We start from the raw sequence: 23,423 nt of genomic DNA on the forward strand, positions 1-23,423 counted from the left end.
TCCTCGTGGGGTCAGCGCAGGCCGAGCACGTCCTGCATGTCGAACAGGCCGGCGCCGCGCGCCGACAGGAAGCGGGCCGCGCGCAACGCGCCCTGCGCGTACGACACGCGGCTCGACGACTTGTGCGTGATCTCGATGCGCTCGCCGATCCCGGCGAACAGCACGGTGTGGTCGCCGACGATGTCGCCGCCGCGCACCGCGGCAAAGCCGATCGACGACGGATCGCGCTCGCCCGTCACGCCGTGGCGGCCGTACACCGCGCAATCGTCGAGCGAGCGGCCGAGCGCACCGGCGACGGCTTCGCCCATCATCAGCGCGGTGCCCGACGGCGCGTCGACCTTGTGGCGGTGATGCGCTTCGATGATCTCGATGTCGTAGCCGTGCGAGAAATGCTGCGCCGCGAATTCGAGCAGCTTCAGCGTGACGTTCACGCCGACGCTCATGTTCGCCGCGAACACGATGCCGATCTTGCCAGCCGCGGCCTGCAGTTCGGCCTTCTGCTCGGCGGTGAAGCCGGTCGTGCCGATCACGAGCTTCACGTCGTGGCGCAGCGCGGCCTCGAGGTGGGCCATCGTGCCTTCCGGACGCGTGAAATCGATCAGGGTGTCGGCCTGCGCGAACACGGCGTCGAGGTCGTCGGTCAGCTTGATCCCGGTGTCCTTGCCGAGGAACGCACCGGCGTCCTGGCCGAGGAACGGCGAACCGGCGCGGTCGAGCGCGCCGACGAGCTGCGCGGCGGCATCGTTGAGAACGGCTTCGATCAGCATCCGGCCCATTCGGCCCGATGCGCCGGCAATCGCAATCTTCATGGCTTTCTACACGACAGGTCTAAAGGCGGGCGGCGCATGCCGCCCCGTTTCCGCACGCCGGCCGCTTACTGCGCCGGTGCGGTGAGCGGCTGGTTCTGCAGGTTGTCCGAGCCTTGCGGGCCGACCGGCGGCGATGCCTCGTTCGACACGTTCGGCTGCGGCGGACGATGGAACTGGAACTGCGGCTGGATCGCCGGCGCGGCGCCCGGCGGCTGCCCGCCCGGCACCGGCGCGCCGCCCGAGGCCTGCGCGGCCGGCGTGAACCGGCGCGAACCCGAACCCTGCCCCGACACCTGGTTGGTCGCGCGGTTCGCCGCGCGTGCCGCCTGGGCGTTCGCATCCTGGTCGACCACCGCGCCGGACGCCGGCTCGGCGGACGGGCTCGCGGCAGCGGCAGCCTGCGCGGCGCTTGCGGCGCTCGCGGCGGCGGCGGCTTCGGAAGCCTTCTTCGCCGCGGCAGCGGCCTTCGCCTTCTTGCCGCCGCGGTCGCCGTCGATGTCGGCCAGCAGATCGAGCTCGGACGGCAGGTTGTCGGCGCCGGTCCAGCTCGCGACGCGATCGCCCGCGAAGGTCACCACGAGGTCACGCTGCTGGACGATCGACGTCGAGCCGCGCTTGAAATAGAAGAGGTAATCCCAGCGATCCGCGTGGAACATGTCCGCCAGCAGCGGCGTGCCGAGCAGCGCGCGGACCTGCTCGCGCGTCATGCCGACCTGCAACTGTGCGGCTTTCTCCTGCGACACGAAGTTGCCTTGCACGACGGTGATCCGATACGGCGTGATGCTCTGCGCGATGCGCTGCGTCACGCTGTCGTACGACGAACAACCCGCCAGCGCGACAACGGCGGCGGCAGCGATGATGGCACTCCGCATGCGACTCCTCTGAAAGTGCGAAAGCGATTCTGGGATCATTTCCTTCACCGTGCTGGCCCACGTGCAGGCCGCGCGTATATCTGGAACGGCGAAAAGCCGGTAACATTGAAGCCCTGCATTGTACTCTAGGGATGCCTAGCCATGACCAATCCGACGGATCTCAAGAATATCGGGCTAAAGGCCACCCTACCGCGCCTCAAGATTCTCGAGATTTTCCAGCAGAGCCCCGTGCGCCACCTGACGGCCGAAGACGTCTACCGCAACCTGCTCAACGAGCAGCTCGACATCGGGCTCGCCACCGTCTACCGCGTGCTCACGCAGTTCGAGCAGGCCGGCCTGCTCTCGCGCAGCAACTTCGAATCCGGCAAGGCGGTGTTCGAGCTGAATGAAGGTTCGCACCACGACCACCTCGTGTGCCTCGATTGCGGCCGCGTCGAGGAATTCTTCGACGCCGAGATCGAGGGCCGTCAGCAGGCGATCGCGAAGGAGCGCGGCTTCCGGCTCCAGGAGCATTCGCTCGCGATGTACGGTTCGTGCACGACCGAGAACTGCCCGCACCGCAAGCACTGAATCGCGCCACCCGCGCACGCAGCACGGCCCGGCCGGCATCTCGCCGCCCGGGCCGTCTGTTTTTTCGGGGCGCGTGCCGCGCGCCCGGAATGCTTACGAAAACCCTTCGGCGCCCGCGCAGGCCGGCTCGAAATCGAGCGCCCACGCGCGTTCCAGCGGAATCTCGTCGCAGTTCGGCTGCGGGCCGCCGCGATCGACGATCACGAAATCGCTGACCGCGTCGAGCGCGAGCAGCGGATGGTGCCAGACGCCCTTCGCATAATTGACGCCCTGCCAGCCTTCGGCCAGGAACGCGCGCATCGCGTCGGGCCGGAATTCGCCGGCCGGCGCGACGACGATCGCGTAGCGCGACACCGCCGCGAGCGGGATGAACGCCTGGCTGCCGTGCGGGTGACGCTCCATCAGCGTGACCGCGACCGGCAGCGCGCGCGGCTGCGCACGAAACACGCTGACGAGCGGCCGGCCGCCGTCCGCGCAGACGTCGATCGTCGCGAGATCGTGAAAGCGCTCGGTCGTGCCGCCGTTGATCGGGAAATGCCGCGCGCCTTCGAGCGCTATCACGTCGCCGAACGGCGCGAACGCTTCGCGGGTCAGGCGCTCGACGCGCAGGATCGGAGTTCCGCTCATGCCGCTGCCCTCCTTCAAGCCGGCTCGCCCCACAGACGCAGGCGCGACACGCCGCCGTCCGGGAAGATGTTGAAGCGCACGTGCGTGACGGGGCCGAGCGCCGCCAGCTGGTCGAACGTATGCACGTGGTCCATCTGCAGCTTCTGCTCGCCGAGCAGTTCGGCCCAGAACATCGCCTGCGTGACGAGCGAATCGTCGGTGCCGCCCGTCACATGCGCGGCCTGCAGCGAACAGCGGTCGGGGAAATTGCCCTTGAAGAACGCCGTATCGACCTCGACGCGCCGGATGATGCCCGGCCGCGCGAGCGCGACGATCGCCCAGTCGTTGCCGGGCTCGCGGCGGCGCCGCGTTTCCCAGCCGTCGCCCATGTTCGCGCCGCGCCCCGGCATCAGCATCTGCGAGGCCGGGCCGAAGTGCTGGTTGTTCGCGGCCACGAGATAACCGCCGTTCTCGATCGCCGCGAGATCGACGAGTTCGCCGGCCGGCACGTGGCGCCAGTCGCGCTGCGGCTGGCCGTACACGCGCAGCCGCGCGAGCCCGCCGTCCGGATACAGGTTCACGCGCAGGTGCGTGACCGGCTGCGCATCGTCGACGCTCACGTAGTGATGCGAATTGCCCTGCAGCGTCGTCGCGGGGACGATCGTGCGCCATGCGGCGTCGTCCGGCGGCGTGTCGCCGTCCACCGCGCAGGCCTCGATCGATGCGGCCGGCGGAAAGTTGCCGGTGAAGTGGCTCGTATCGAGATCGACGCCGAAAATCACGCCCGGCCGCGCGAGCCGGACCACGCAGAAGTCATGGCCGGTCGTGCGCTTGCGGCGGGTTTCCCAGCCGTCCATCCACTTGCCGTGGTCGTCGTACTTGCCGGGAATGAACACGGCAGGCTCCGGATTGAGCATGCGCTCCTTCGGCGCGAAGAATTCATCGCTGGCGAAGAGCGCCTGCGCGCCCAGGCGCGGGTCGGCGAGGTTCATGTAGCGCCGCGTGAAAGCCGGCGCGTTCGGATCGAGGATGGGGGCTGCCATGTCGTCTCCATTATTTTTTGAGAAGCGCCGGGGCGTCAGCGCGCCGGTCGCATGAAGTTCGGTCGCGCGGTGCGGCCGGGGAAGCCGCGCCGCGCGAGCGTCGTGTTCAGAGTGCGTGAGCCTGGTCGCCGGCGACCGGTGCGGCGCTGCCCGGCGCATCGGCCACGTAGCGCAGCTCGCGGTTCAGCACGCGCTTCGCGCGGGCCCGGTCGATGTCGTTCTCCCACACCGCGACCACCACCGTCGCGACGCAGTTGCCGATCAGGTTGGTCAGCGCGCGGGCGATGCCGACGAACCAGTCGACCGGCAGGATCAGCACGAGGCCGAGCACCGGGATCGCGGGAATCGCCGACAGCGTCGCCGCGAGAATCACGATCGCCGAGCCGGGGATGCCGTGCGCGCCCTTCGACGTGACGAGCGACACGAGCAGGACGACGATCAGGTCGTGCGTGGACAGCGGCGTGTTGGTGGCCTGCGCGATGAACAGCACCGCGAGCGTCAGGTAGATCGAGAAGCCGTCGAGGTTGAACGAATAGCCGGTCGGGATCACGAGGCCGACCGTCGAATCCTTGATGCCCATGTATTCGAGCTTGCTCATCACCTGCGGCAGCACCGCGTCCGACGACGCCGTGCCGAGCACGATCGACAGTTCCTCGCGCAGGTAGCGGATCAGCTTGAACACCGAGAAGCCCGCGAGCCGCATCACCACGCCGAGCACGACCGTGACGAACACGAAGCAGCTCAGGTAGAACACCGCGACCAGGTAGCCGAGCTGCTTGAGCGACGAAACGCCGTACTTGCCGGTCGTGAACGCGATCGCGCCGAGCACGCCGAGCGGCGCGAGCTTGATGATGAAGCCGATGATCTTGAAGAACACGTGCGACAGTTCCTCGATCAGCGAGTTGACGCGCTGCGCCTTGTCGCCGAGCAGCGACAGCGCGGAGCCGAACAGCACCGCGAACACGAGGATCTGCAGGATGTCGCCCTTCGCGAACGCGTCGATCGCGGTCTCGGGGATGATCTTCATCAGGTAGCCGGCCGTGTCCTTCAGGCTTTCGGCATTCTTCGCGTACGTCGACAGCGACGCCGCATCGAGCGAGCGCAGGTCGATGTTCATCCCGACGCCCGGGCGCGTGACCCAGGCAAGGACGAGCCCGATGCCGAGCGCGAGCGTCGTCATCACCTCGAAGTAGACGACGGCCTTCAGGCCGACCCGGCCGACCTTCTTCAGGTCACCCGCATTGGCCATCCCGCTGACCACGACGCAGAACACGATCGGGCCGATGACCATCTTGATGAGCTTCAGGAAGCCGTCCCCGAGCGGACGCAGCGACTCGGCGAAATGCGGGAAGAACGCGCCGAGCGCGACCCCCAGTATTAATGCGACGACTACCCGGCCAAACAGCGAATTCAAGAATTTCGACACGGCGCTCTCCCGATCCAACGGTTGCAGTTTCGTCTGTTCATACTGGTAAGACCAGTGATGTTATGGTGGATAGTAGGAAGCCGATATAGTGGCGTCAAGAACCAACAAAATAGGGATTTCCCGCCCCTTCGCCGGCGTTTTCGGTGCATCGGAAAGGGGGCGGATCGTGGCTTTCCCGTAGGCGGTCGTGCAGCGCCTGCGTGCGGATTACAATGCCGGTCAGACCGGCCATCGTTCACACCATGAAAAATGTTCCGCATACCGTGACCGACACCGCCATTGCGACGATCCGCGACCGGATCGAGACAGGCGTGTACCCGGTCGGCAGCCTGCTGCCGGCCCAGCGCCAGCTCTCCGAGGAGCTGGAGATCAGCCGCGCGTCGCTGCGCGAGGCGCTGTCGACGCTCGAGGCGCTCGGGATGCTGCGCATCCGCGCGGGCAAGGGCGTGTACGTCGAAAGCGCGCAGGCATCGGCCGCGCATGCGTGGCAATTCGCCGAGCAGTCGTCGCCGCCCGACACCTACCAGATGCGCTATGCGCTCGAAGGCTTCGCCGCGCGGATGGCCGCGCGCGTGGTCAGCGACGAAGACATCGCGTGGTTCGAGGACAATCTCGCCGACCTGCACGTCGCGCTGACGGAGAACGCGCTCGATGAAGCATCGCGGCTCGACTTCGACTTCCACATGCGGATCATCCATCTGGCCGGCAACGCGGCGATCGAGTCCATCCTGCGCAGCAGCGCGGACATCATGAAGGAAAGCCAGCGCATGCCGTTCTACCGGCGCGAACTGCTGCTGTCGACGTGGCACGAGCACCGCGCGATCGTCGACGCGCTGATCGCGCGCGATGCGGCCGCCGCCGGCACCGCGATCGAAACGCACATCGCGAACGCCGCGCAGCGCGCGGGCGTCTTCTTCCCGACGCCCGGCGCGTAATCCTCCCGCGCCGCCGCCCTCACTTCCGCCCGGCCGTCCCGGTCACCGTTCCGACGGATCGCGATACGCGAGCACGCGCTCGATGAATGCGCGCGCCGCGACGCTGCGGTACGCGCCCTTGCGCGTGAGCAGCGCGGCCGTGCGCGTCGGCAGCGGCGGATCGAGCTCCAGCGCGCACAGGTCGCCGCGCTCGCGCGCGACCGCGTCGGGCAGCACCGTCGCGAGCCGACCGCGCCGCACGAGCTCCAGCACCGCGCTGACCGTATTCGTCTCGATCGCGATCAACGGCCGCGCGCCATGCTCGACGAAATACCGGTCGATGCGCTCGCGCGTCGCGAACGCGCGGCTCAGCAGCACCAGCGGCTCGCCGCCGAGTTCGGCCGGCGTGAGCGCGCGGCGACGGCGCGCGAGGCGGTGCGTGCGGCCCGTCACCAGTGCGAGCGACTCGTCCCACAGCGGCAGCGCGTCGATGTCCGGCGCGCGCGGCGGCATGAACGCGAAGCCGGCGTCGAGCTGGTCGTCGGCGAGCAGTGCCTCGATGCGTGCCTGCGGCATCGCATCGATCGTCAGCGCGACGTTCGGATGGTCGGCATGGAACGCGTCGATCAGCGAGCCGCTCAGGTAGGCCGCTAAGGTCGGCATCATCGCGAGACGCAGCGAGCCGCTGCCGAGATCGGCGACGTCGTGCAGCGCGCGCTGCCCGGTATCCAGCGCGTGCAGTGCGGCGCGCGCATGGCGCGCATAGACCTCGCCGAATTCGGTGAGCCGCACCGTGCGGCCCGAACGGTCGAACAACTGCACGCCGAGCGTTTCCTCGAGCTGGCGGACCTGCTGCGACAGCGTCGGCTGCGATACGTGCAGCGCATCGGCCGCGCGCGTGAAACTGCGCTCGTCGGCGACGGCCAGGAAATAGCGGATGTGGCGGAGAAGCATCGCGGCCAACGTATTGGTTTTGCCAATAGGAACCATAACGATCCAGTCTTGGACGCTATGGGTCGATTTCCGCATCATACGCACATCCGCTTCCGTGCAGCGCCGCTGTCGCCGCACCGGAGCGGCACGCCCGGGCCCGCCCTGCCTCTGCCCGCCGCACGGCGATCCGCCGCCCGCCCGATCCGGGCCCGGCCGCGATCCGCCCGGCGCGCATCGGCTCACCGCCGATCCGTCGACGCCGGCCCCCGATTTCCGTCACCCCGCGCAGCCGACGGCCCCGTGCCGCCGGCCGGCGCCGCCGTTTTTCGCGACCATGGAACCGCATCACGACAACCACCCTCCCCTCACCCGCGGCATGACGCTGCTGTTCGCGTGCGCGTGCGGCATCGTCATCGGCAACATCTATTACGCACAGCCGCTGCTCGCCGCGATCGCGCACAGCTTCGGGCGCGCGCCGACCGAGCTCGGCTATCTCGTCACGCTGACGCAGCTCGGCTATGCGGCCAGCCTGCTGCTGATCGTCCCGCTCGGCGACGCGGTCAATCGCCATACGCTGATCGTGCGGCTGCTGATGCTCAACGTCGTCGCGCTGGCCGCGGTCACGTTCAGCACGAACTTCACGATGTTCGTCGTCGCGAACGTCGCGGTCGGCTTCGTCACCTGTTCGACGCAGCTGCTCGTGCCGTTCGCGGCGTCGCTCGCCGATGCGCGCTCGCGCGGCCGCGCGGTCGGCACCGTGATGAGCGGGCTCCTGCTCGGCATCCTGCTCGCGCGCGTCGCGGCCGGCGCGATCGCCGACGGGTTCGGCTGGCGCGCGGTGTACGGCATCGCCGCGGTGATGGTGCTCGCGCTGACCGCCGTGCTCGCCGTGAAGCTGCCGAAGGATCGCCGCGACGCGCGCGTCGACTATGCGGCGCTGATGAAGTCGCTCGTCGCGCTGGTGCGCGCGCAGCCGCTGATCGCGCTGCGCTCGACCTACGGCGCGCTCGTGTTCGCGTGCTTCAGCCTGCTGTGGACGGGCCTCACGTTCCTGCTGAGCCAGCCGCCGTACAGCTATTCCGAAGGACGGATCGGCCTGTTCGGGATCGTCGGCGCGGTCGGCGCGCTCGCGGCGACGTCGGCCGGCCGGCTGGTCGATCGCGGTCACGGCAATGCAGCCACCGGCCTGTTCGCGGCGGCCGTACTTGGATCGTTTGCGCTGATCGCGACCGGCTCGCATTCGCTCGCGGCGCTGATCGCGGGCATCCTGCTGCTCGACGTCGGCGTGCAGGGCATGCACATCTCGAACCAGAGCGTGATCTATGCGCTCGCCGGCCAAGCGCGCAGCCGCGTGACGACGATCTACCTGACGAGCTACTTCATCGGCGGCGCGCTCGGCTCGTTCGCGGCGAGCGTCGCGTACGGCCTCGACGGCTGGCGCGGCGTGTGCGTCGCCGGTGCCGCGCTGTCGGGCGTGCTGATCGCGCTGTGGCTCGCGTCGCAGCGCATCGGCGCGCGGCAGGTCACGCAGTGATGCGGTAGTTCGTTTTCGCTGCGCGACGAAAAAGGCACGCGCCGCGCATCGCGGGCGTGCCTTTTTTGCCAAGGGCGCCGCTGCCGTCGCGACGCGCTAGCGCCGCCCCGTCACGCGGCCTCGTTCGCGAAATCGATTAGCACCTTCATCGCACGCTGGCGATCGCCCGCCAGTTCGAACGCGAGGTTCGCATCGCGCATCGGGAACACGCGCGTGACGGCCGGCCGCAGGTCGACGCGCCCCGCGTTGATCAGCTGCACCGCCAGCGCGAATTCTGCGTGGAAGCGGAACGAGCCGCAGATCGACAGCTCCTTCGCGACCACGACGTTCTGCGGCAGGCTCACGTCGCCGCCGAGCCCGAGCTGCACGACGACGCCGCGCGGACGCATCACGTCCAGCCCGTCGCGCAGCGCGCGCGCATTGCCCGAACACTCGATCATCACGTCGAACGTGCCCTTGTCGGCGCTGTAGCGCTCGACCCAGCCGGCATCGGCCGCCGCGTTGATCGTGCGGTCCGCGCCGAGCGCGCGCGCGACTTCCAGCGGCGCGTCGACGACGTCGGTCGCGACGATCTCCGCCGCGCCGTGCACGCGCGCCGCCGCGACCGCCAGCACGCCGATCGGCCCGCAACCCGACACGAGTACGCGCTTGCCGATCAGCGGGCCCGCGCGCGACACCGCATGCAGCCCGACCGCGAACGGCTCGGCGAGCGCCGCGAGCGACAGCGGCACGTGCTCGGCGACCTTCACGCACTGCACCGCGTCGCACACGAGCGCATTGCGGAACGCGCCCTGCACGTGCGGCATCCGCATCGCGCTGCCATAGAAGCGCATGTCGAGACACTGGTTCGGCAGTCCTTCGAGACAGTAGCGGCACGCGCCGCACGGCCGGCTCGGATTGACCGCGACGCGATCGCCGACCTTCACCGACGTTACGTCTGGCGCCACTTCCGCGACCGTGCCGGCGACCTCGTGGCCGAGCACCATCGGCTGCTGCAGCCGGATCGCGCCGAAGCCGCCATGCCGGAAGTAATGCAGATCGGAGCCGCAGATGCCGCCCATCGCGACGTCGACGCGCACCTGGCCCGGGCCGATCTCGCCCGCGTCCTGCTCCTCGACCCGCAGGTCGTTCGGCCCGTGGATCACGACACACATGCAACGCATACGCATGACACGCTCCTTGTCAGACGGCACTGGTCAACCCGCCATCCACGAACAGCGTCTGGCCGTTCACGAAATCGGACGCGGCCGATGCGAGGAAGATCGCCGCGCCGCACAGCTCGTCGACCTGCCCCCAGCGGGCGGCCGGCGTGCGCTTGCACAGCCAGTCCGAAAACGCCGCGTCGTCGACCAGCGCGCGATTCAGTTCGGTTTCGAAATAGCCGGGCGCGAGGCCGTTCGCCTGGATGCCGTGGCGCGCCCAGTCGGCGCACATCCCTTTGGTCAGCATCCGCACCGCGCCCTTGGTCGCCGCATACGGCGCGATCGTCGGCCGCGCGAGCTCGCTCTGCACCGAGCAGATGTTGATGATCTTCCCGTGGCCGCGCGCGATCATGTGCCGCGCGACGGCCTGCGCGACGTTGAACACGCCGTCGAGATTCACGCGCATCAGCGCATGCCAGTCGTCCGGGTCGAATTCGTCGAGCGGCGCGCGGCGCTGGATGCCCGCGTTGTTCACGAGGATGTCGATCGCGCCGACGCGCGTCTCGACATCGTCGATCGCCGCGCGTACCTGCGCGTGCTCGGTCACGTCGAACACCGCATGGTCGGCCGCGAAGCCTTCGTCGCGGAAATGGCGCGCGAGCGTCGCGGCCTTCTCCTCATTGCGATCGTTGATGACGATCGCCGCGCCCGCTTCCGCGAGCCCGCGGGCGAGCGTCAGCCCGATCCCGCGGCCGGAACCGGTAATCAGCGCGCGGCGGCCGTCGAGGCGGAACCGGTCAAGCGCGTTAGTCATGGATGTGGATGTCTCCTCGTGCCAGTCGAGCCGGCTGCCCGTCGCGGCCGGTCTCGCGTCGACGGTATCTTCCGCCGCAACCAGGGTGCCGCGCCAATGGTCTTTCTTGATCCGGTTATCATGAAAACTGATTACCGCCCTCTCGTGCCCGCCGCCCATGGAACTCAAGCAATTGCGCGCCTTCGTCACGCTCGCGGAAGAGCTGCATTTCGGGCGCGCCGCGCAGCGCCTGTGCATCGTGCAGCCCGCGCTGAGCATGCAGATCAAGGCGCTCGAGGCGGAACTCGGCGCGCGCCTGTTCGAGCGCGACCGGCACAAGGTCGAACTGAGCGACACCGGGCACGTATTCCTGCCCGAAGCGCGGGCGACGCTGCAGCAGGCCGCACGCGCGGAACAGATGGCGAGGCTGTCGAGCCGCGGCGAAATCGGCACGCTGCGGATCGCGTTCGTGTCGTCGGTATTGCCGGCGCTGCTGCCGGCCGTGCTGCGCACGATGCGCGAGCGCTATCCGCTGATCGCGCTCGAACTGAAGGACCTGCCGACGCCTGACCAGATCGCCGCGCTGCGCGACCGGCGGATCGACTTCGGGATGATCCGGCTGCCGGCCGCGTATGCGGGCATCGACCTACGCGTGGTGCTCGAGGAAGGCTTCGTCGTTGCGCTGCCGCTCGACCATCCGCTCGCCGCACACGATACGATCGCGCCGGCCGCCTTGCGCGGCCACCCGGCGTTCGTGCTCGCGCGCCGCTACGCGCCCGGCTTTCACGACGACATGCTGCTCGCACTGAGCCGCGCGGGCACGACGCTCGAGATCGCGCAGGAGTTCGGCGAATTCACGACGATGCTCGCGCTCGTCGCGGCGGGCATGGGGATCGGGCTGATCCCGGCGGAAGCCGCCGGCGCGCTGCCGCCGAACGTGCTCGCGCGGCCGCTCGACCTGGCCGGTCACCGCAGCGGCATCGGTCTCGCGTGGACCGATCTCGACGGCCCGCTGAAGCGCGCGTTCGTCGCCGCGATCGAACACGTGACAGCGAACGCCGGGCAATAAAAAACCCGGCCGGGAAACCCCGGGCCGGGTTCGTCCGCCACGCCGGCCGCGTTGCGGCGGCCGCGCGACGTGCGGGATTACTTCGCGTTCGCGAATGCGACAGCCGTATCCAGCATGCGGTTCGAGAAACCCCACTCGTTGTCGTACCAGCTCGACACCTTCACGAGGCGGCCCGACACCTTGGTCAGCGTTGCGTCGAACGTCGACGAAGCCGGGTTGTGGTTGAAGTCGATCGACACCAGCGGTGCGTCGTTGTAGCCGAGGATGCCCTTCAGCGAACCTTCCGACGCTTCCTTCATGATCGCGTTGACTTCCTCGACCGTCGTGTCGCGCTTGGCGATGAACGACAGGTCGACGATCGACACGTTGATCGTCGGGACGCGGATCGCGTAACCGTCGAGCTTGCCGTTCAGTTCCGGCAGCACGAGGCCGACGGCCGACGCAGCACCCGTCTTCGTCGGGATCTGGCTGTGCGTGGCCGAACGCGCGCGGCGCAGGTCTTCGTGATAGACGTCCGTCAGCACCTGGTCGTTCGTGTACGCGTGGATCGTCGTCATCAGGCCGGTTTCGAGGCCGATCTTGTCGTTCAGCGGCTTGACGAGCGGCGCGAGGCAGTTCGTCGTGCACGATGCGTTCGAGATGACCGTGTGCTCGGCCTTCAGCACGTCGTGGTTCACGCCGTAGACGATCGTCGCATCGACGTCCTTGCCGCCCGGCGCCGAGATGATCACCTTCTTCGCGCCGCCCTTCAGGTGCGCGCTCGCCTTTTCCTTCGTCGTGAAGAAGCCCGTGCATTCCATCACGACGTCGACGCCCAGCTCGCCCCACGGCAGTTCGGCCGGGTTGCGGTTCGCCAGCACGCGGATCTTGTCGCCGTTCACGACGAGGTAGTCGCCGTCGACCGACACGTCGCCCGGGAACTTGCCGTGCGCGGTGTCGTACTGGGTCAGGTGCGCGTTGGTCTTCGCATCGCCCAGGTCGTTGATCGCGACGATCTCGAGATCGTGCTTCTTGCCGTTTTCATAAAACGCGCGCAGCGTGTTGCGGCCGATACGGCCGTAGCCGTTGATTGCGACGCGAATCGTCATGGTCTATCTCCTGATGGCTGAAAAAATTCGTTTCGTGCAGCTTCACGGTGCGGCGCGCGCAACGGGTGGCGCGCGCCGCGTATGCTTTTAGGCCAGCACGGCCTTCGCGGTCTCGACGACGTGCTCGACGGTGAAGCCGAAGTACTTGAACAGCACGCCGGCCGGCGCCGATTCGCCGAACGTGTCGATCCCGACGACGCCGCCGTCGAGGCCGACGTACTTGTGCCAGAAGCTCGTCACGCCCGCTTCGATCGCGACGCGGCGCACGCCGTGCGGCAGCACGCGTTCGCGGTATTCGGCGTCCTGGCGGTCGAACACGTTGGTCGACGGCATCGACACGACGCGCGCCGCGATGCCCTGCTGCGCGAGCGGCTCGACGGCCTTCATCGCGAGTTCGACTTCCGAGCCCGTCGCGATCAGGATGATCTTGCGCGCGACGATTTCCTCGTCCCAGTCCTTCAGCACGTAACCGCCCTTGTCGATGTTGGCGATCTGCGCATCGGTACGCGGGTTGAACGCGAGGTTCTGGCGGCTGAAGATCAGGCTCGACGGACGGTCGGCAGCGACTGCGTGGGTCCATGCGACGGCCGTCTCGACCGTGTCGGCCGGGCGCCATACGTCGTGGTTCGGGATCAGGCGCAGGCTCGACACGTGCTCGATCGACTGGTGCGTCGGGCCGTCTTCGCCGAGGCCGATCGAATCGTGCGTGAACACGAAGATCGACGGCAGCTTCATCAGCGCGGCCACGCGCAGCGCGTTGCGGCTGTAGTCGGAGAACGTCAGGAACGTGCCGCCGAACGGCTTGTGGCCGCCGTGCAGCGCGAGGCCGTTGATCGCGGCGCTCATGCCGAATTCGCGCACGCCGTAGTTGATGTGGTTGCCGAGCAGCACGCCCGCGCCTTCCGGATTCGCGCGCACCGCCTTCGACGCCTTCCAGTTGGTCAGGTTCGAGCCGGTCAGGTCAGCCGAGCCGCCGAGCAGCTCGGGCAGCGCGGCGGCGAGGCCCTCGATCGCCTGCTGCGACGCCTTGCGGGTTGCCACCGTCTCGGCGCGCTCGTTCGCACCGGCGATGATCGCGGCAGCCTTCTCGGCCCAGTCGGCCGGCAGCTGGTTGGCCATCCGGCGCTCGAATTCGGCGGCTTCTGCCGGGAACTTCGCGCGATAGGCCGCGAACGTCGCGTCCCATTCGGTCTCGGCGCGCTTGCCGGCTTCCTTCGCGTCCCATGCCGCATAGACTTCCTGCGGAATCACGAACGGCTCCCACTTCCAGCCGAGCGCTTCGCGCGTCTTCGCGATTTCTTCCGCGCCGAGCGCCGCGCCGTGCACGTCGTGGCCGCCGGCCTTGGTGGCCGCGCCCTTGCCGATCACCGTCTTGCAGCAGATCAGCGTCGGCTTGTCCGACAGCTTCGCCTTCGCGATCGCCGCGTCGACCGCGTCGACGTCGTGGCCGTTCACGTTCGGGATCACGTTCCAGCCGTACGCCTCGAAGCGCTTCGGCGTGTCGTCGTGGAACCAGTTGACGACGTCGCCGTCGATCGAGATGCCGTTGTCGTCGTACAGCGCGATCAGCTTGTTCAGCTTCAGCGTGCCCGCGAGCGAGCAGGCTTCGTGCGAGATGCCTTCCATCAGGCAGCCGTCGCCGAGGAACACGTACGTGTGGTGATCGACGATCTTCGCGCCGTCACGGTTGAACTCGTCGGCCATCAGCGCTTCGCCGAGCGCCATGCCGACCGCATTCGCCAGACCCTGGCCGAGCGGGCCGGTGGTCGTCTCGACGCCCGGCGTGATCCCGTATTCCGGGTGGCCCGGCGTCTTCGAGTGCAACTGGCGGAAGTTCTTCAGCTCTTCGATCGGCAGGTCGTAGCCGGTCAGGTGCAGCAGCGAGTACAGCAGCATCGAGCCATGGCCGTTCGACAGCACGAAACGGTCGCGGTCGGCCCAGTGCGGGTTCGTCGGGTTGTGCTTCAGATGGCGCGACCAGAGCGCGACGCCGATTTCGGCCATGCCCATCGGCATGCCGGGGTGGCCGGAGTTCGCTTGCTGGACGGCGTCCATCGCGAGCGCACGGATCGCGTTGGCCATCAGGGTGGTGGAGGCGGGAGACGAAGTCGTCATGTCGAGTCCGGAGAACGAGTCGAGGAAACGGGGGCACGGCGGCATCCGGAAGCTCGAGCGTCAATCGTTCCCGGCGCGCGGTGCGGCGCCTGACGGACGCGAAGCGGACGGAGCCTACGGACGGGGCTGCAAAGCTCGTCATTTTAGCAGATGGCCCGACATTTCCCTTGTCGGTGCGCAGTGTTCCGGCACGGTTTTCCGCGAAACCGCCTGCCTCCTATAATTCAGGCGTCGGAACTGCCTGCCCCAGCGGCCCGCCCGTGAGCACCACCCTTCTCTTTCACCCGACGCCCGACGCTACCTACGGCTTCCCGAATGCGCGGCGGCTCGCGCACGTCGCGTCCCCGCACCAGCAGATCGAGGTCTGGGAAACCCCGCAGCTCGGCCGGCTGTTCACGCTGGACGGCCGGCCGATGACGTCGGTCGGCGACGAGTTCGTCTATCACGAGTGCATGACGCACCCGGCCGCGCTCGCGCATCCGTCGCCGCGCAAGGCGCTCGTGCTCGGCGGCGGCGACGGCGGTGCGGCGCGCCAGTTGCTCAAGCACGCGTGCCTCGAGCGGATCGTGATCGCCGAACTCGACGACGAGGTGGTCAGGATGGCGCGCCGCTATCTCGACGACGTGCACCAGGGCGCGCTCGACGACCCGCGCGTCGAGGTCGTGATCGGCGACGCCGCGCATTTCGTCGATTCGACGGTCGAGCATTTCGATCTCGTCGTGTTCGATCTCACGCCGCCCGACTCGCCGGCGGCCGGCCTCTACACGCGTGCGTTCTACGCACGGCTCAAGCGGATCCTGACGCCGCGCGGCGCGATCTCGATGCATCTCGGCTCGCCGGTGTTCCATGCCGCGCGCATCGCCGCGCTGCTCGACGACCTGCGCGCGAGCTTCGCGGTCGTCGATCCGCTGTCCGCGCACGTGCCGCTGTACGGCTCGCAGTGGCTGATGGCGATCGCGAGCGACACGCTCGATGCGGCCGCGCTGTTCGCGCACGACGTCGACGAACGGCTCGCGGCCCGCCGCGTCGACGGCTTGCGCTACTACGATGCGCGGCTGCATGCGTCCCTCTTTGCCCTGCCGCGCGCGCTGCGCGATACACTGGGCGTTCGCCGCTGAACATCCGGACGGTCGCAACGTTCCGCTGTTCCAGCATGAGACCGGCGCAGGCGCCGAAGCGCCGACACTGTGCAACAGGAGATTTTCATGACCGATCCACGTCCGGCCAACGTGCCTTGGTTGACGCCCTACCTGGCCGTACGCAACGCGCGCGCGGCCATCGATTTCTTCCAGGCCGCATTCGGCTTCACGATGCGCGACATGCACGACGAGGACGGCGTGATCATGCACGTCGAGATGGCCTATCGCGGCCAGCTGATCGTGATGTTCGCGCCCGAAGGCGCGTTCGGCTCGCCCGCGCTCACGCCGAAGCGCGCGAACGCCACCGCGCCGCAATCGTTCTATCTGTATGTCGACGACGTCGACGCCACCTGGCAGCGCGCGCTCGATGCGGGCGCGAAATCGCTGAGCGCGCCGCAGGATCAGTTCTGGGGCGACCGGTTCGCGCAGATCGAGGATCTCGACGGCTACCGCTGGGCGCTCGGGTGCCGTCTCGACGCATGACCGAAACCGCCACACGCATGAACGAAGCCACCACCACCGCGGCCGTGCCGCGCTTTTTCGTCGACGCAGCGCTGCGCGCCGACGCCACGCTCGCGTTGCCGGCCGACGTCGCGCGCCACGTGCAGGTGCTGCGCCTGCAGCCCGGCGACGTGCTCGCGCTGTTCGACGGCACGGGCGGCCAGTACCGCGCACGGCTCGTCGAAGTCGACAAGCGTAGCGCGCTCGCGCAGGTCGAGACATTCGAACCCGCCGAGGCCGAGCCGCCCTATCGCGTGACGCTCGCGCAGGGGATCGCCGGCGGCGACAAGATGGACTGGGTGATCGAGAAGGCCGTCGAGCTCGGCGTCGCGGCGGTCGTGCCGCTGTCGACCGCGCGCGGCGTCGTGAAGCTGTCCGGCGAACGGGCGGACAAGCGCGTCGCGCACTGGCGCGGCGTGGTGCGCGCGTCGTGCGAGCAATGCGGGCGCAACCGCGTGCCCGACGTCGCGCCGGTCGCCGGCTTCCACGCATGGCTCGACGCGTTGCCGGCCACGCCGGCCGACGGCGAGCTGCGGGTGCTGCTGTCGCCGCGCGCGAGCATCCCGTTCGCGTCGCTGCCCGACGCGCCGCCCGCGGCCACCGTCACGCTGCTGATCGGGCCCGAAGGCGGGCTGTCGCCCGACGAGGAACACGCGGCGCGCGCACGCGGGTTCACCGCGCTGTCGCTCGGGCCGCGCGTGCTGCGTACGGAGACGGCCGGCGCGGCCGTGCTCGCGGCGTTGGCGGCGCGATGGGGCGGGTGGTGAAGCGCTGATCGCGCCGGGCCGCGACACGACCCGGGCACGTCCCGAGCCTGACGCGGCACGCGTCGCGCGGACGCAAAAAAGCCCGCTCGAAGCGGGCTTTTTTGCAATTCGGCCGCAGCCGACGGGATTCGCGCGTTACGCGAACGAGTAGAACACCCGGAACGCGACCTTGCGCTCGGCCCAGAATTCGGCCGCCTCGCGGAACACGTCGAGCAGCGTCTCGCGGCCTTCCTTGTCGAATTTCTGCGCGATCGGCAGCCCTTCGAGGACGATCACGAAACCGGGCTGCGCGCCGGCCTTCGCGACGAGGTCGGTCAGGCAGTCGTACAGCGCGTCATAGTTCTTCCCGAAATGCTTCGGAAACAGGAACGAGGTCGCGATCGTTTCCATTACTTCCTGCTTCGACTGCGCGGCGCCGCAATACGCATACAGGAAATGCTGGCCGAGCCGACCGGCTTCGTCGGCGAGATCCTGCACGCGGAACGCGCGGATCGACTGCACGAGATTGGGTCGCACGGTCGTGAAAAGGCTCATAGGCTCCTCGTTCGATGAAAGCCCGGGCTCGGCTTCCTGTTGCTCCGGCGTGCCGCCGGCCTGCGCCGCCGCGTGCAGCTGGATCACACGCTGAAACAGATTGCCGTCGCCGGCCGCGAACAGTTCCGTCGTCGCCGCCGCCGTATCGTGCGCGTAGATGGAGTCGCTCATGCCATTCGTCCCGAAGTCATTCAACAATACGTTTAAAACTGTTGTAGTGGTCGCCCGTGTAATAACAGTTGTCGATCCGGCGCAACGGCCCGCCACAGACGATCCGGCGCGCGCCGCGATTGCGCGCACGCGGCGTCGGCACCGTGTACTCATGGTAGTAGCCGCGCTTCGCCTTCGGCAGGATCCGCTCGCGATTGCCGAATACGACACCGTCTTTCTCGTACGGATAGGGGCCGCCGGCGCCGATCAGGCCCAGCGTGGTCACGGCCTCGCGCGGAAGACGGGCGGTCGGGATCGTATCGAGCCCGCTCGCGGCCACGTCGGCCGGAACGGCCTCCCGTGCGTAAGCGGCGGAAACCAGACTGCCCGTCGGCGTGCCGACGATACCCATCGCGAACATCGCGAAGACGGACGCGAGCGCGCCGTTGCGGAGCCACTTGCGTGCCATGAACCAGGGTTCCCGCTGTTAAATCAAGTAGTTGACGACCAACAAAGGCGTTAGCGTAGCGTTATTGGCCGCGCGAATCAATGTCCGTTTGGGAATCGAAAGCCTTGCGCCGCCCCTAATTCCGTATTTCTTACCGAAATTACACTACATTTATCTTACATAAGATAAAATGCGTGCGGCGTCTCTCGTATGGCAAGACTCTGCCTCCTTGCCACACTCGCTACCCGGAGTGGAGGGATGCTGCTGTTGCTTATGGGAAGCGCGGTTGCGCCCTGCCCGCGGCGTGCCCATTGCGGGCACGCCTCTTTTTGCTTTTGTTTACAATTTCGCCCGACGCGCGGCCCCGGTTCGACCGGCGCCGCGCGTTCGTTTCGGCTCAGCGCGCGGCGTTGACGTCGGCGACCAGCAGCGCCGCCATGTTCACGATGCGACGAACGGTCGCCGATTCGGTCAGCACGTGCACCGGCTGCGCGGCGCCCAACAGGATCGGACCGATCGCGATGTTGTTGCCGGCGGCCGTCTTCAGCAGGTTGTACGCGATGTTCGCGGCGTCGATGTTCGGCAGGATCAGCAGGTTCGCATCGCCTTCCAGCGTCGATTCCGGCAGGATTTCCTTGCGCAGCGCCGCGTCGAGCGCGACGTCGCCGTGCATTTCGCCGTCGACCTTCAGCTCCGGCGCGGTTTCCTGCAGGATCGCGAGCGTATCGCGCATCTTCTTCGCCGAAGGTGCGTTGCTCGTGCCGAAATTCGAGTGCGACAGCAGCGCGACCTTCGGCTCGATGCCGAAGCGGCGCACTTCTTCCGCGGCCATGATCGTGATCTCGGCCAGTTCCTCCGGGGTCGGATCGACGTTCACGTGCGTATCCACGAGGAAAATCTGGCGGCCCGGCAGCACGAGGCCGTTCATCGCCGCGTACACGCTGCAGCCCGGGCGCTTGCCGATCACCTGGTCGATGAAGTGCAGGTGGCGGTGCGTGGTGCTGATCGTGCCGCAGATCATCCCGTCCGCTTCGCCCTTCTTCACCAGCATCGAGCCGATCAGCGTCGTGCGGCGGCGCATTTCGACGCGCGCGAGCTGCTCGCTGATGCCCTTGCGCGCCATCATCTTGTGGTACGTCTGCCAGAAGTCGCGGTAGCGCTCGTCGTGCTCGGTGTTGACGACCGTGAAATCGGTGCCGGGCGTGAGACGCAGGCCGTAGCGCTGAATACGATGCTCGATCACCGACGGGCGGCCGATCAGGATCGGCTTCGCGAGTTTTTCGTCGACGATGATCTGAACGGCGCGCAACACGCGCTCTTCCTCGCCTTCCGCGAACACGACGCGCTTCTTCTCTTCCGGCGCGGCGCGCGCGATCTGGAAGATCGGCTTCATCGTCGTGCCGCTGTGATACACGAACTGCTGCAGGTGAACGCGATACGCGTCCATGTCCTCGATCGGGCGCGTCGCGACGCCGCCGTCCATCGCGGCCTGCGCGACGGCCGGCGCGATATTCACGATCAGGCGCGGATCGAACGGCTTCGGAATCAGGTATTCGGGCCCGAACGACAGATCCTGGATGCCGTACGCGGTCGCGACGATGTCGCTCTGCTCGTGCTGCGCGAGTTCGGCGATCGCATTGACGGCCGCGATCTCCATTTCACGCGTGATCGTCGTCGCGCCGACGTCGAGCGCGCCGCGGAAGATGAACGGGAAGCACAGGACGTTATTGACCTGGTTCGGGTAATCGGTGCGGCCGGTGGCCAGCACGGCGTCCGGACGCACTTCGAGTGCGAGTTCCGGCAGGATTTCCGGCGTCGGGTTCGCGAGCGCGAGGATCAGCGGGCGCTCGGCCATGCCCTTCACCATCTCCTGCTTCAGCACGCCCGCGGCCGACAGGCCGAGGAAGATGTCCGCGCCGTCGATCACTTCGGCCAGCGTGCGGGCGTCGGTTTCGCGCGCGAAACGCTCCTTGTCCGGATCCATCAGCTCGGCGCGGCCCTTGTAGACCACGCCGGCCAGGTCGGTCACCGTGATGTTCTCGAGCGGCAGGCCGATGTCGACCAGCAGGTCGAGACACGCGAGCGCGGCCGCGCCCGCGCCGGACGCGACGAGCTTGACCTTCTTGATGTCCTTGTTGACCACCTTCAGGCCGTTCGTGACGGCCGCGGCCACGACGATCGCGGTGCCGTGCTGGTCGTCGTGGAACACCGGGATCTTCATCCGCTTGCGCGCTTCGCGCTCGACGATGAAGCAGTCCGGCGCCTTGATGTCTTCGAGGTTGATCCCGCCGAAGGTCGGCTCCAGCGCGGCGATCACGTCGACGAGCTTGTGCGGGTCCGATTCGTTCAGCTCGATGTCGAACACGTCGATGCCCGCGAACTTCTTGAACAGCACCGCCTTGCCTTCCATCACCGGCTTCGACGCGAGCGGGCCGATGTTGCCGAGACCGAGCACCGCCGTGCCGTTCGTCACGACGCCGACCAGGTTGCTGCGCGCGGTGAAGCGCGCCGCGTTCAGCGGGTTCTCGACGATCTCCTCGCACGCGTACGCCACACCCGGCGAATACGCGAGCGCGAGGTCGCGCTGGTTGATCATCTGCTTGGTCGGGGCGATCGCGATTTTGCCGGGGGTCGGAAATTCGTGATAGTCGAGCGCGGCTTCGCGGAGCTTGGCTTTGGAGGAGGCTTGGGTGGACATGTGTCTCGTGACGGGCGGATTAGAATAACTGTTCGACGGCATTGTAGCGCCAATCATCGGCCGCCAGACCGGCGATTCGGGTGCGACAGCCGCGACCAAAATGTACTGGATGGTGCAGGAGCGCCGCCGCTCGCCTCGTACAATGCCGTTCCTTCAACCGTTTCGGATCGCCCGCCGTGCCAGCCGCCCTCTCCGAGTTCTCGCTGATCGAACGCTTCTTCACGCGCCGCGCCGCGCAGGGCGCCCGTGCGTCGACGCTCGGCATCGGTGACGATTGCGCACTGATTGCGCCCCGATCCGGGAAATTGCTGGCCATTTCGACGGACATGCTGGTGGAAGGCCGCCACTTCTTCCCCGAGGTCGCGCCCGACGCGCTCGGCCACAAGACGCTCGCGGTCAACCTGTCGGACCTCGCGGCGATGGGCGCCGAGCCGCGCGCGTTCACGCTCGCGTGTGCGCTGCCGCGTGCCGACGCGGCGTGGCTCGAGGCGTTCAGCGACGGCCTCTTCGCGCTGGCCGAGCGATACGGCTGCGAACTGATCGGCGGCGACACGACGAGCGGGCCGCTGAACCTGTGCGTGACCGTGTTCGGCGAAGTCGCGCCCGACGCGGCGCTGCGGCGCGATGCCGCGCGCGACGGCGACGACGTGTGGGTGTCCGGCACGCTCGGCGATGCGCGCGCCGGCCTCGGCGTCGCCCGCCGCGAATGGACGGCAGGCGCGGATGAAGCCGCCGCGTTCCGGCAGGCGCTCGAGCGTCCGGAGCCGCGCGTGGCGCTGGGGCTCGCGCTCGCGGGCGTCGCGCACGCGGCGCTCGACCTGTCGGACGGCCTCGCCGGCGACCTCCAGCACATCCTGACGCGCTCGAACGTGCGCGCCGAGATCGACGCCGACGCGGTACCGCGCTCGGCCGCGCTCGCGACGCTGCCGGCCGACGTGCAGCGCCGCTGCACACTGGCCGGCGGCGACGACTACGAACTGTGCTTCACGGCCCCCGTTACGGCCCGCGCGGCGGTCGAAGCGGCGGGCGTCACGGCCGGCGTGCCGGTCACGCGAATCGGTACAATACGCGCGTTGTCCGCGCCGTCGGCGCAACCCGCCATCGCGTGGCGCGACGCCGCCGGCGCGCCCCTCGCTCTCACGTTGCACGGTTTCGACCACTTCCATGCAGACTGATCCGACGCCCGCGCACGCCGCGGCCGAGCCCGGCACCGCGCAACCCGCGCCGACACGCGTGACGGCCCGCTTCATGCTGTCGCACCCGGCGCATATCGTGTCGCTCGGCTTCGGCAGCGGGCTCGCGCCGATCATGCCCGGCACGTTCGGCTCGCTGTTCGGCTGGCTCACGTTCGTCTTGCTCAACCGCTACCTGACGGTGCTCGAATGGTGGGCACTGATCGCCGTCGCCTTCGTGGCCGGCACGTGGGTCACCGGTTTCACCGCGAAGAAGGCGGGGATGGCCGATCCGGGCGCCGTCGTCTGGGACGAGATCGTCGCGATCTGGCTCGTGATGCTGTTCGTCACGCCCGCGACCTTCGTCGGCCAGCTGTGGGCGTTCGTCGCGTTCCGCTTCTTCGACATGCTCAAGCCGCCGCCGATCCGCTATTTCGAGCGCCGCCTGAAAGGCGGGCTCGGCATCATGGTCGACGACCTGGTGGCCGCGTTCATGACGCTGCTCGTGATCGCCCTGTGGCGCTCCGTCGCCGGCTGACCGATTTCCCGACTCCCGTTTCCCGACGCGCATGCCAACCGATTCCGTCGTCCACCAGCTTGCGATCCGCGCAGGCAACAAGCTGCGTGACGAGCACCTGACGCTCGCCACCGCCGAATCCTGCACCGGCGGCATGATCGCCACGGCGATCACCGACATCTCCGGCAGCAGCCAGTGGTTCGAGCGCGGCTTCGTCACGTACTCGAACCAGGCCAAGATCGAGATGATCGGCGTGCCGGCCGACCTGATCGACAAGCACGGCGCGGTCAGCGAACCGGTCGCGCGCGCGATGGCCGAAGGCGCGCTGCGCAACAGCCGCGCGCAGGTCGCTCTATCCGTCACCGGCATCGCGGGCCCGGCCGGCGGCAGCGAGAAGAAGCCGGTCGGCACGGTGTCGTTCGGCTGGAGCAACCGGCTGCATACCGACGTCGAAACGCTCGTGTTCAAGGGTGACCGCGAACAGATCCGCACGCAGGCGGCCGCGCATGCGCTGCGCGGGCTGCTGAAGCTGCTCGACGAACGCGAACGCTGATCGGGCCGGGCGCGCGTGCCGCGCCCCGCC

23 protein-coding genes are annotated in these 23,423 nt (G+C 68.2%); 10 read left to right on the forward strand and 13 right to left on the reverse strand.

Annotation, left to right across the window (positions count from 1 at the left end; translation table 11 throughout):
• Window positions 1-11: 11 nt before the first annotated feature.
• Together dapB and HWW87_RS13205 are read right to left on the reverse strand one after the other, a co-directional pair.
• A complete protein-coding gene (gene dapB / locus HWW87_RS13200; RefSeq protein WP_175820573.1) occupies window positions 12-809 on the reverse strand; it encodes a 4-hydroxy-tetrahydrodipicolinate reductase in 798 nt (265 codons plus the stop codon).
• Window positions 810-874: 65 nt separating this feature from the next.
• Entirely contained in the window at window positions 875-1,681 is an 807-nt protein-coding gene (locus tag HWW87_RS13205; protein ID WP_175820574.1) for an outer membrane protein assembly factor BamE, read from the reverse strand.
• 141 nt (window positions 1,682-1,822) lie between these two features.
• On the opposite strand from HWW87_RS13205, the gene fur reads away from it, so the two are divergent.
• Entirely contained in the window at window positions 1,823-2,251 is a 429-nt protein-coding gene (fur, locus tag HWW87_RS13210) for a ferric iron uptake transcriptional regulator (protein WP_034182711.1), read from the forward strand.
• Window positions 2,252-2,344: 93 nt separating this feature from the next.
• On the opposite strand, the gene HWW87_RS13215 is transcribed toward fur, so the two are convergent.
• The 3 genes from HWW87_RS13215 to HWW87_RS13225 form a co-directional block, all read right to left on the reverse strand.
• Window positions 2,345-2,878, reverse strand: a complete 534-nt coding sequence (locus HWW87_RS13215) for an ureidoglycolate lyase (protein ID WP_174429928.1) — start codon at window positions 2,876-2,878, stop codon at window positions 2,345-2,347.
• Window positions 2,879-2,892: 14 nt separating this feature from the next.
• Window positions 2,893-3,900 carry an allantoicase gene (alc, locus tag HWW87_RS13220; RefSeq protein WP_175820575.1) on the reverse strand — a complete coding sequence of 336 codons (1,008 nt, stop codon included), beginning with the start codon at window positions 3,898-3,900 and terminating at the stop codon, window positions 2,893-2,895.
• 106 nt (window positions 3,901-4,006) lie between these two features.
• Window positions 4,007-5,326: a C4-dicarboxylate transporter DctA gene (locus tag HWW87_RS13225; protein WP_174386095.1), complete on the reverse strand. Its 1,320-nt coding sequence runs from the start codon at window positions 5,324-5,326 to the stop codon at window positions 4,007-4,009.
• Between the two features lie 212 nt (window positions 5,327-5,538).
• On the opposite strand from HWW87_RS13225, the gene HWW87_RS13230 reads away from it, so the two are divergent.
• Window positions 5,539-6,261, forward strand: coding sequence for an FCD domain-containing protein (locus HWW87_RS13230; protein WP_175820576.1), 723 nt, complete (start codon window positions 5,539-5,541; stop codon window positions 6,259-6,261).
• A 42-nt stretch (window positions 6,262-6,303) separates the two neighbouring features.
• Here HWW87_RS13230 and cynR read toward each other — a convergent pair whose 3' ends face one another.
• Window positions 6,304-7,194, reverse strand: coding sequence for a transcriptional regulator CynR (gene cynR / locus HWW87_RS13235; protein WP_175820577.1), 891 nt, complete (start codon window positions 7,192-7,194; stop codon window positions 6,304-6,306).
• A gap of 313 nt (window positions 7,195-7,507) precedes the next feature.
• Here cynR and HWW87_RS13240 point away from each other — a divergent pair, with 313 nt between their 5' ends.
• Window positions 7,508-8,707 (forward strand): MFS transporter, encoded by a 1,200-nt coding sequence (locus tag HWW87_RS13240; RefSeq protein ID WP_175820578.1) that lies wholly within the window; start codon window positions 7,508-7,510, stop codon window positions 8,705-8,707.
• A 110-nt stretch (window positions 8,708-8,817) separates the two neighbouring features.
• On the opposite strand, the gene HWW87_RS13245 is transcribed toward HWW87_RS13240, so the two are convergent.
• Together HWW87_RS13245 and HWW87_RS13250 are read right to left on the reverse strand one after the other, a co-directional pair.
• Window positions 8,818-9,876 (reverse strand): L-idonate 5-dehydrogenase, encoded by a 1,059-nt coding sequence (locus HWW87_RS13245; protein ID WP_174429933.1) that lies wholly within the window; start codon window positions 9,874-9,876, stop codon window positions 8,818-8,820.
• A 13-nt stretch (window positions 9,877-9,889) separates the two neighbouring features.
• A complete protein-coding gene (locus HWW87_RS13250; RefSeq protein WP_175820579.1) occupies window positions 9,890-10,663 on the reverse strand; it encodes an SDR family NAD(P)-dependent oxidoreductase in 774 nt (257 codons plus the stop codon).
• A 157-nt stretch (window positions 10,664-10,820) separates the two neighbouring features.
• On the opposite strand from HWW87_RS13250, the gene HWW87_RS13255 reads away from it, so the two are divergent.
• Window positions 10,821-11,711 carry a LysR family transcriptional regulator gene (locus tag HWW87_RS13255; protein ID WP_175820580.1) on the forward strand — a complete coding sequence of 297 codons (891 nt, stop codon included), beginning with the start codon at window positions 10,821-10,823 and terminating at the stop codon, window positions 11,709-11,711.
• A gap of 77 nt (window positions 11,712-11,788) precedes the next feature.
• Here the strand turns inward: HWW87_RS13255 and gap are convergent, their stop codons facing one another.
• Both gap and tkt read right to left on the reverse strand, forming a co-directional pair.
• Window positions 11,789-12,799, reverse strand: coding sequence for a type I glyceraldehyde-3-phosphate dehydrogenase (gap, locus tag HWW87_RS13260; protein WP_175820581.1), 1,011 nt, complete (start codon window positions 12,797-12,799; stop codon window positions 11,789-11,791).
• Window positions 12,800-12,886: 87 nt separating this feature from the next.
• Window positions 12,887-14,959 (reverse strand): transketolase, encoded by a 2,073-nt coding sequence (gene tkt / locus HWW87_RS13265; protein ID WP_175820582.1) that lies wholly within the window; start codon window positions 14,957-14,959, stop codon window positions 12,887-12,889.
• Between the two features lie 215 nt (window positions 14,960-15,174).
• Between tkt and speE the strand changes: the two genes are divergently transcribed.
• The 3 genes from speE (at window position 15,175) to HWW87_RS13280 (ending at window position 17,321) form a co-directional block, all read left to right on the forward strand.
• Window positions 15,175-16,032, forward strand: a complete 858-nt coding sequence (gene speE, locus HWW87_RS13270; RefSeq protein ID WP_175820583.1) for a polyamine aminopropyltransferase — start codon at window positions 15,175-15,177, stop codon at window positions 16,030-16,032.
• 87 nt (window positions 16,033-16,119) lie between these two features.
• Entirely contained in the window at window positions 16,120-16,536 is a 417-nt protein-coding gene (locus HWW87_RS13275) for a glyoxalase/bleomycin resistance/extradiol dioxygenase family protein (protein ID WP_175820584.1), read from the forward strand.
• A 17-nt stretch (window positions 16,537-16,553) separates the two neighbouring features.
• A complete protein-coding gene (locus HWW87_RS13280; RefSeq protein WP_175820585.1) occupies window positions 16,554-17,321 on the forward strand; it encodes a 16S rRNA (uracil(1498)-N(3))-methyltransferase in 768 nt (255 codons plus the stop codon).
• A gap of 135 nt (window positions 17,322-17,456) precedes the next feature.
• Here HWW87_RS13280 and HWW87_RS13285 read toward each other — a convergent pair whose 3' ends face one another.
• From HWW87_RS13285 to HWW87_RS13295, 3 genes are all read right to left on the reverse strand, one after another.
• Window positions 17,457-18,026, reverse strand: coding sequence for a barstar family protein (locus tag HWW87_RS13285; RefSeq protein WP_174386107.1), 570 nt, complete (start codon window positions 18,024-18,026; stop codon window positions 17,457-17,459).
• A gap of 16 nt (window positions 18,027-18,042) precedes the next feature.
• The gene (locus HWW87_RS13290) at window positions 18,043-18,474 is read right to left on the reverse strand and encodes a ribonuclease (RefSeq protein ID WP_031398890.1); all 432 of its coding nucleotides are present in this window, start codon (window positions 18,472-18,474) and stop codon (window positions 18,043-18,045) included.
• A 376-nt stretch (window positions 18,475-18,850) separates the two neighbouring features.
• Window positions 18,851-21,151 carry an NADP-dependent malic enzyme gene (locus HWW87_RS13295; protein ID WP_175820586.1) on the reverse strand — a complete coding sequence of 767 codons (2,301 nt, stop codon included), beginning with the start codon at window positions 21,149-21,151 and terminating at the stop codon, window positions 18,851-18,853.
• A 176-nt stretch (window positions 21,152-21,327) separates the two neighbouring features.
• On the opposite strand from HWW87_RS13295, the gene thiL reads away from it, so the two are divergent.
• From thiL to HWW87_RS13310, 3 genes are read left to right on the forward strand one after another with little or no spacing between them, the layout of a single operon-like run.
• A complete protein-coding gene (gene thiL / locus HWW87_RS13300) occupies window positions 21,328-22,326 on the forward strand; it encodes a thiamine-phosphate kinase (protein WP_175820587.1) in 999 nt (332 codons plus the stop codon).
• On the forward strand, window positions 22,316-22,861 hold the full coding sequence (locus tag HWW87_RS13305) for a phosphatidylglycerophosphatase A (RefSeq protein ID WP_175820588.1): 546 nt from the start codon (window positions 22,316-22,318) through the stop codon (window positions 22,859-22,861). Before thiL ends, HWW87_RS13305 begins: the two co-directional genes overlap by 11 nt.
• Before the next feature lie 31 nt (window positions 22,862-22,892).
• Window positions 22,893-23,393 (forward strand): CinA family protein, encoded by a 501-nt coding sequence (locus tag HWW87_RS13310; protein WP_034206379.1) that lies wholly within the window; start codon window positions 22,893-22,895, stop codon window positions 23,391-23,393.
• Window positions 23,394-23,423 lie beyond the last annotated feature (30 nt).

Origin of the sequence: Burkholderia sp. BCC0419 (assembly GCF_902830285.1) — a bacterium.
Lineage (GTDB): Bacteria > Pseudomonadota > Gammaproteobacteria > Burkholderiales > Burkholderiaceae > Burkholderia.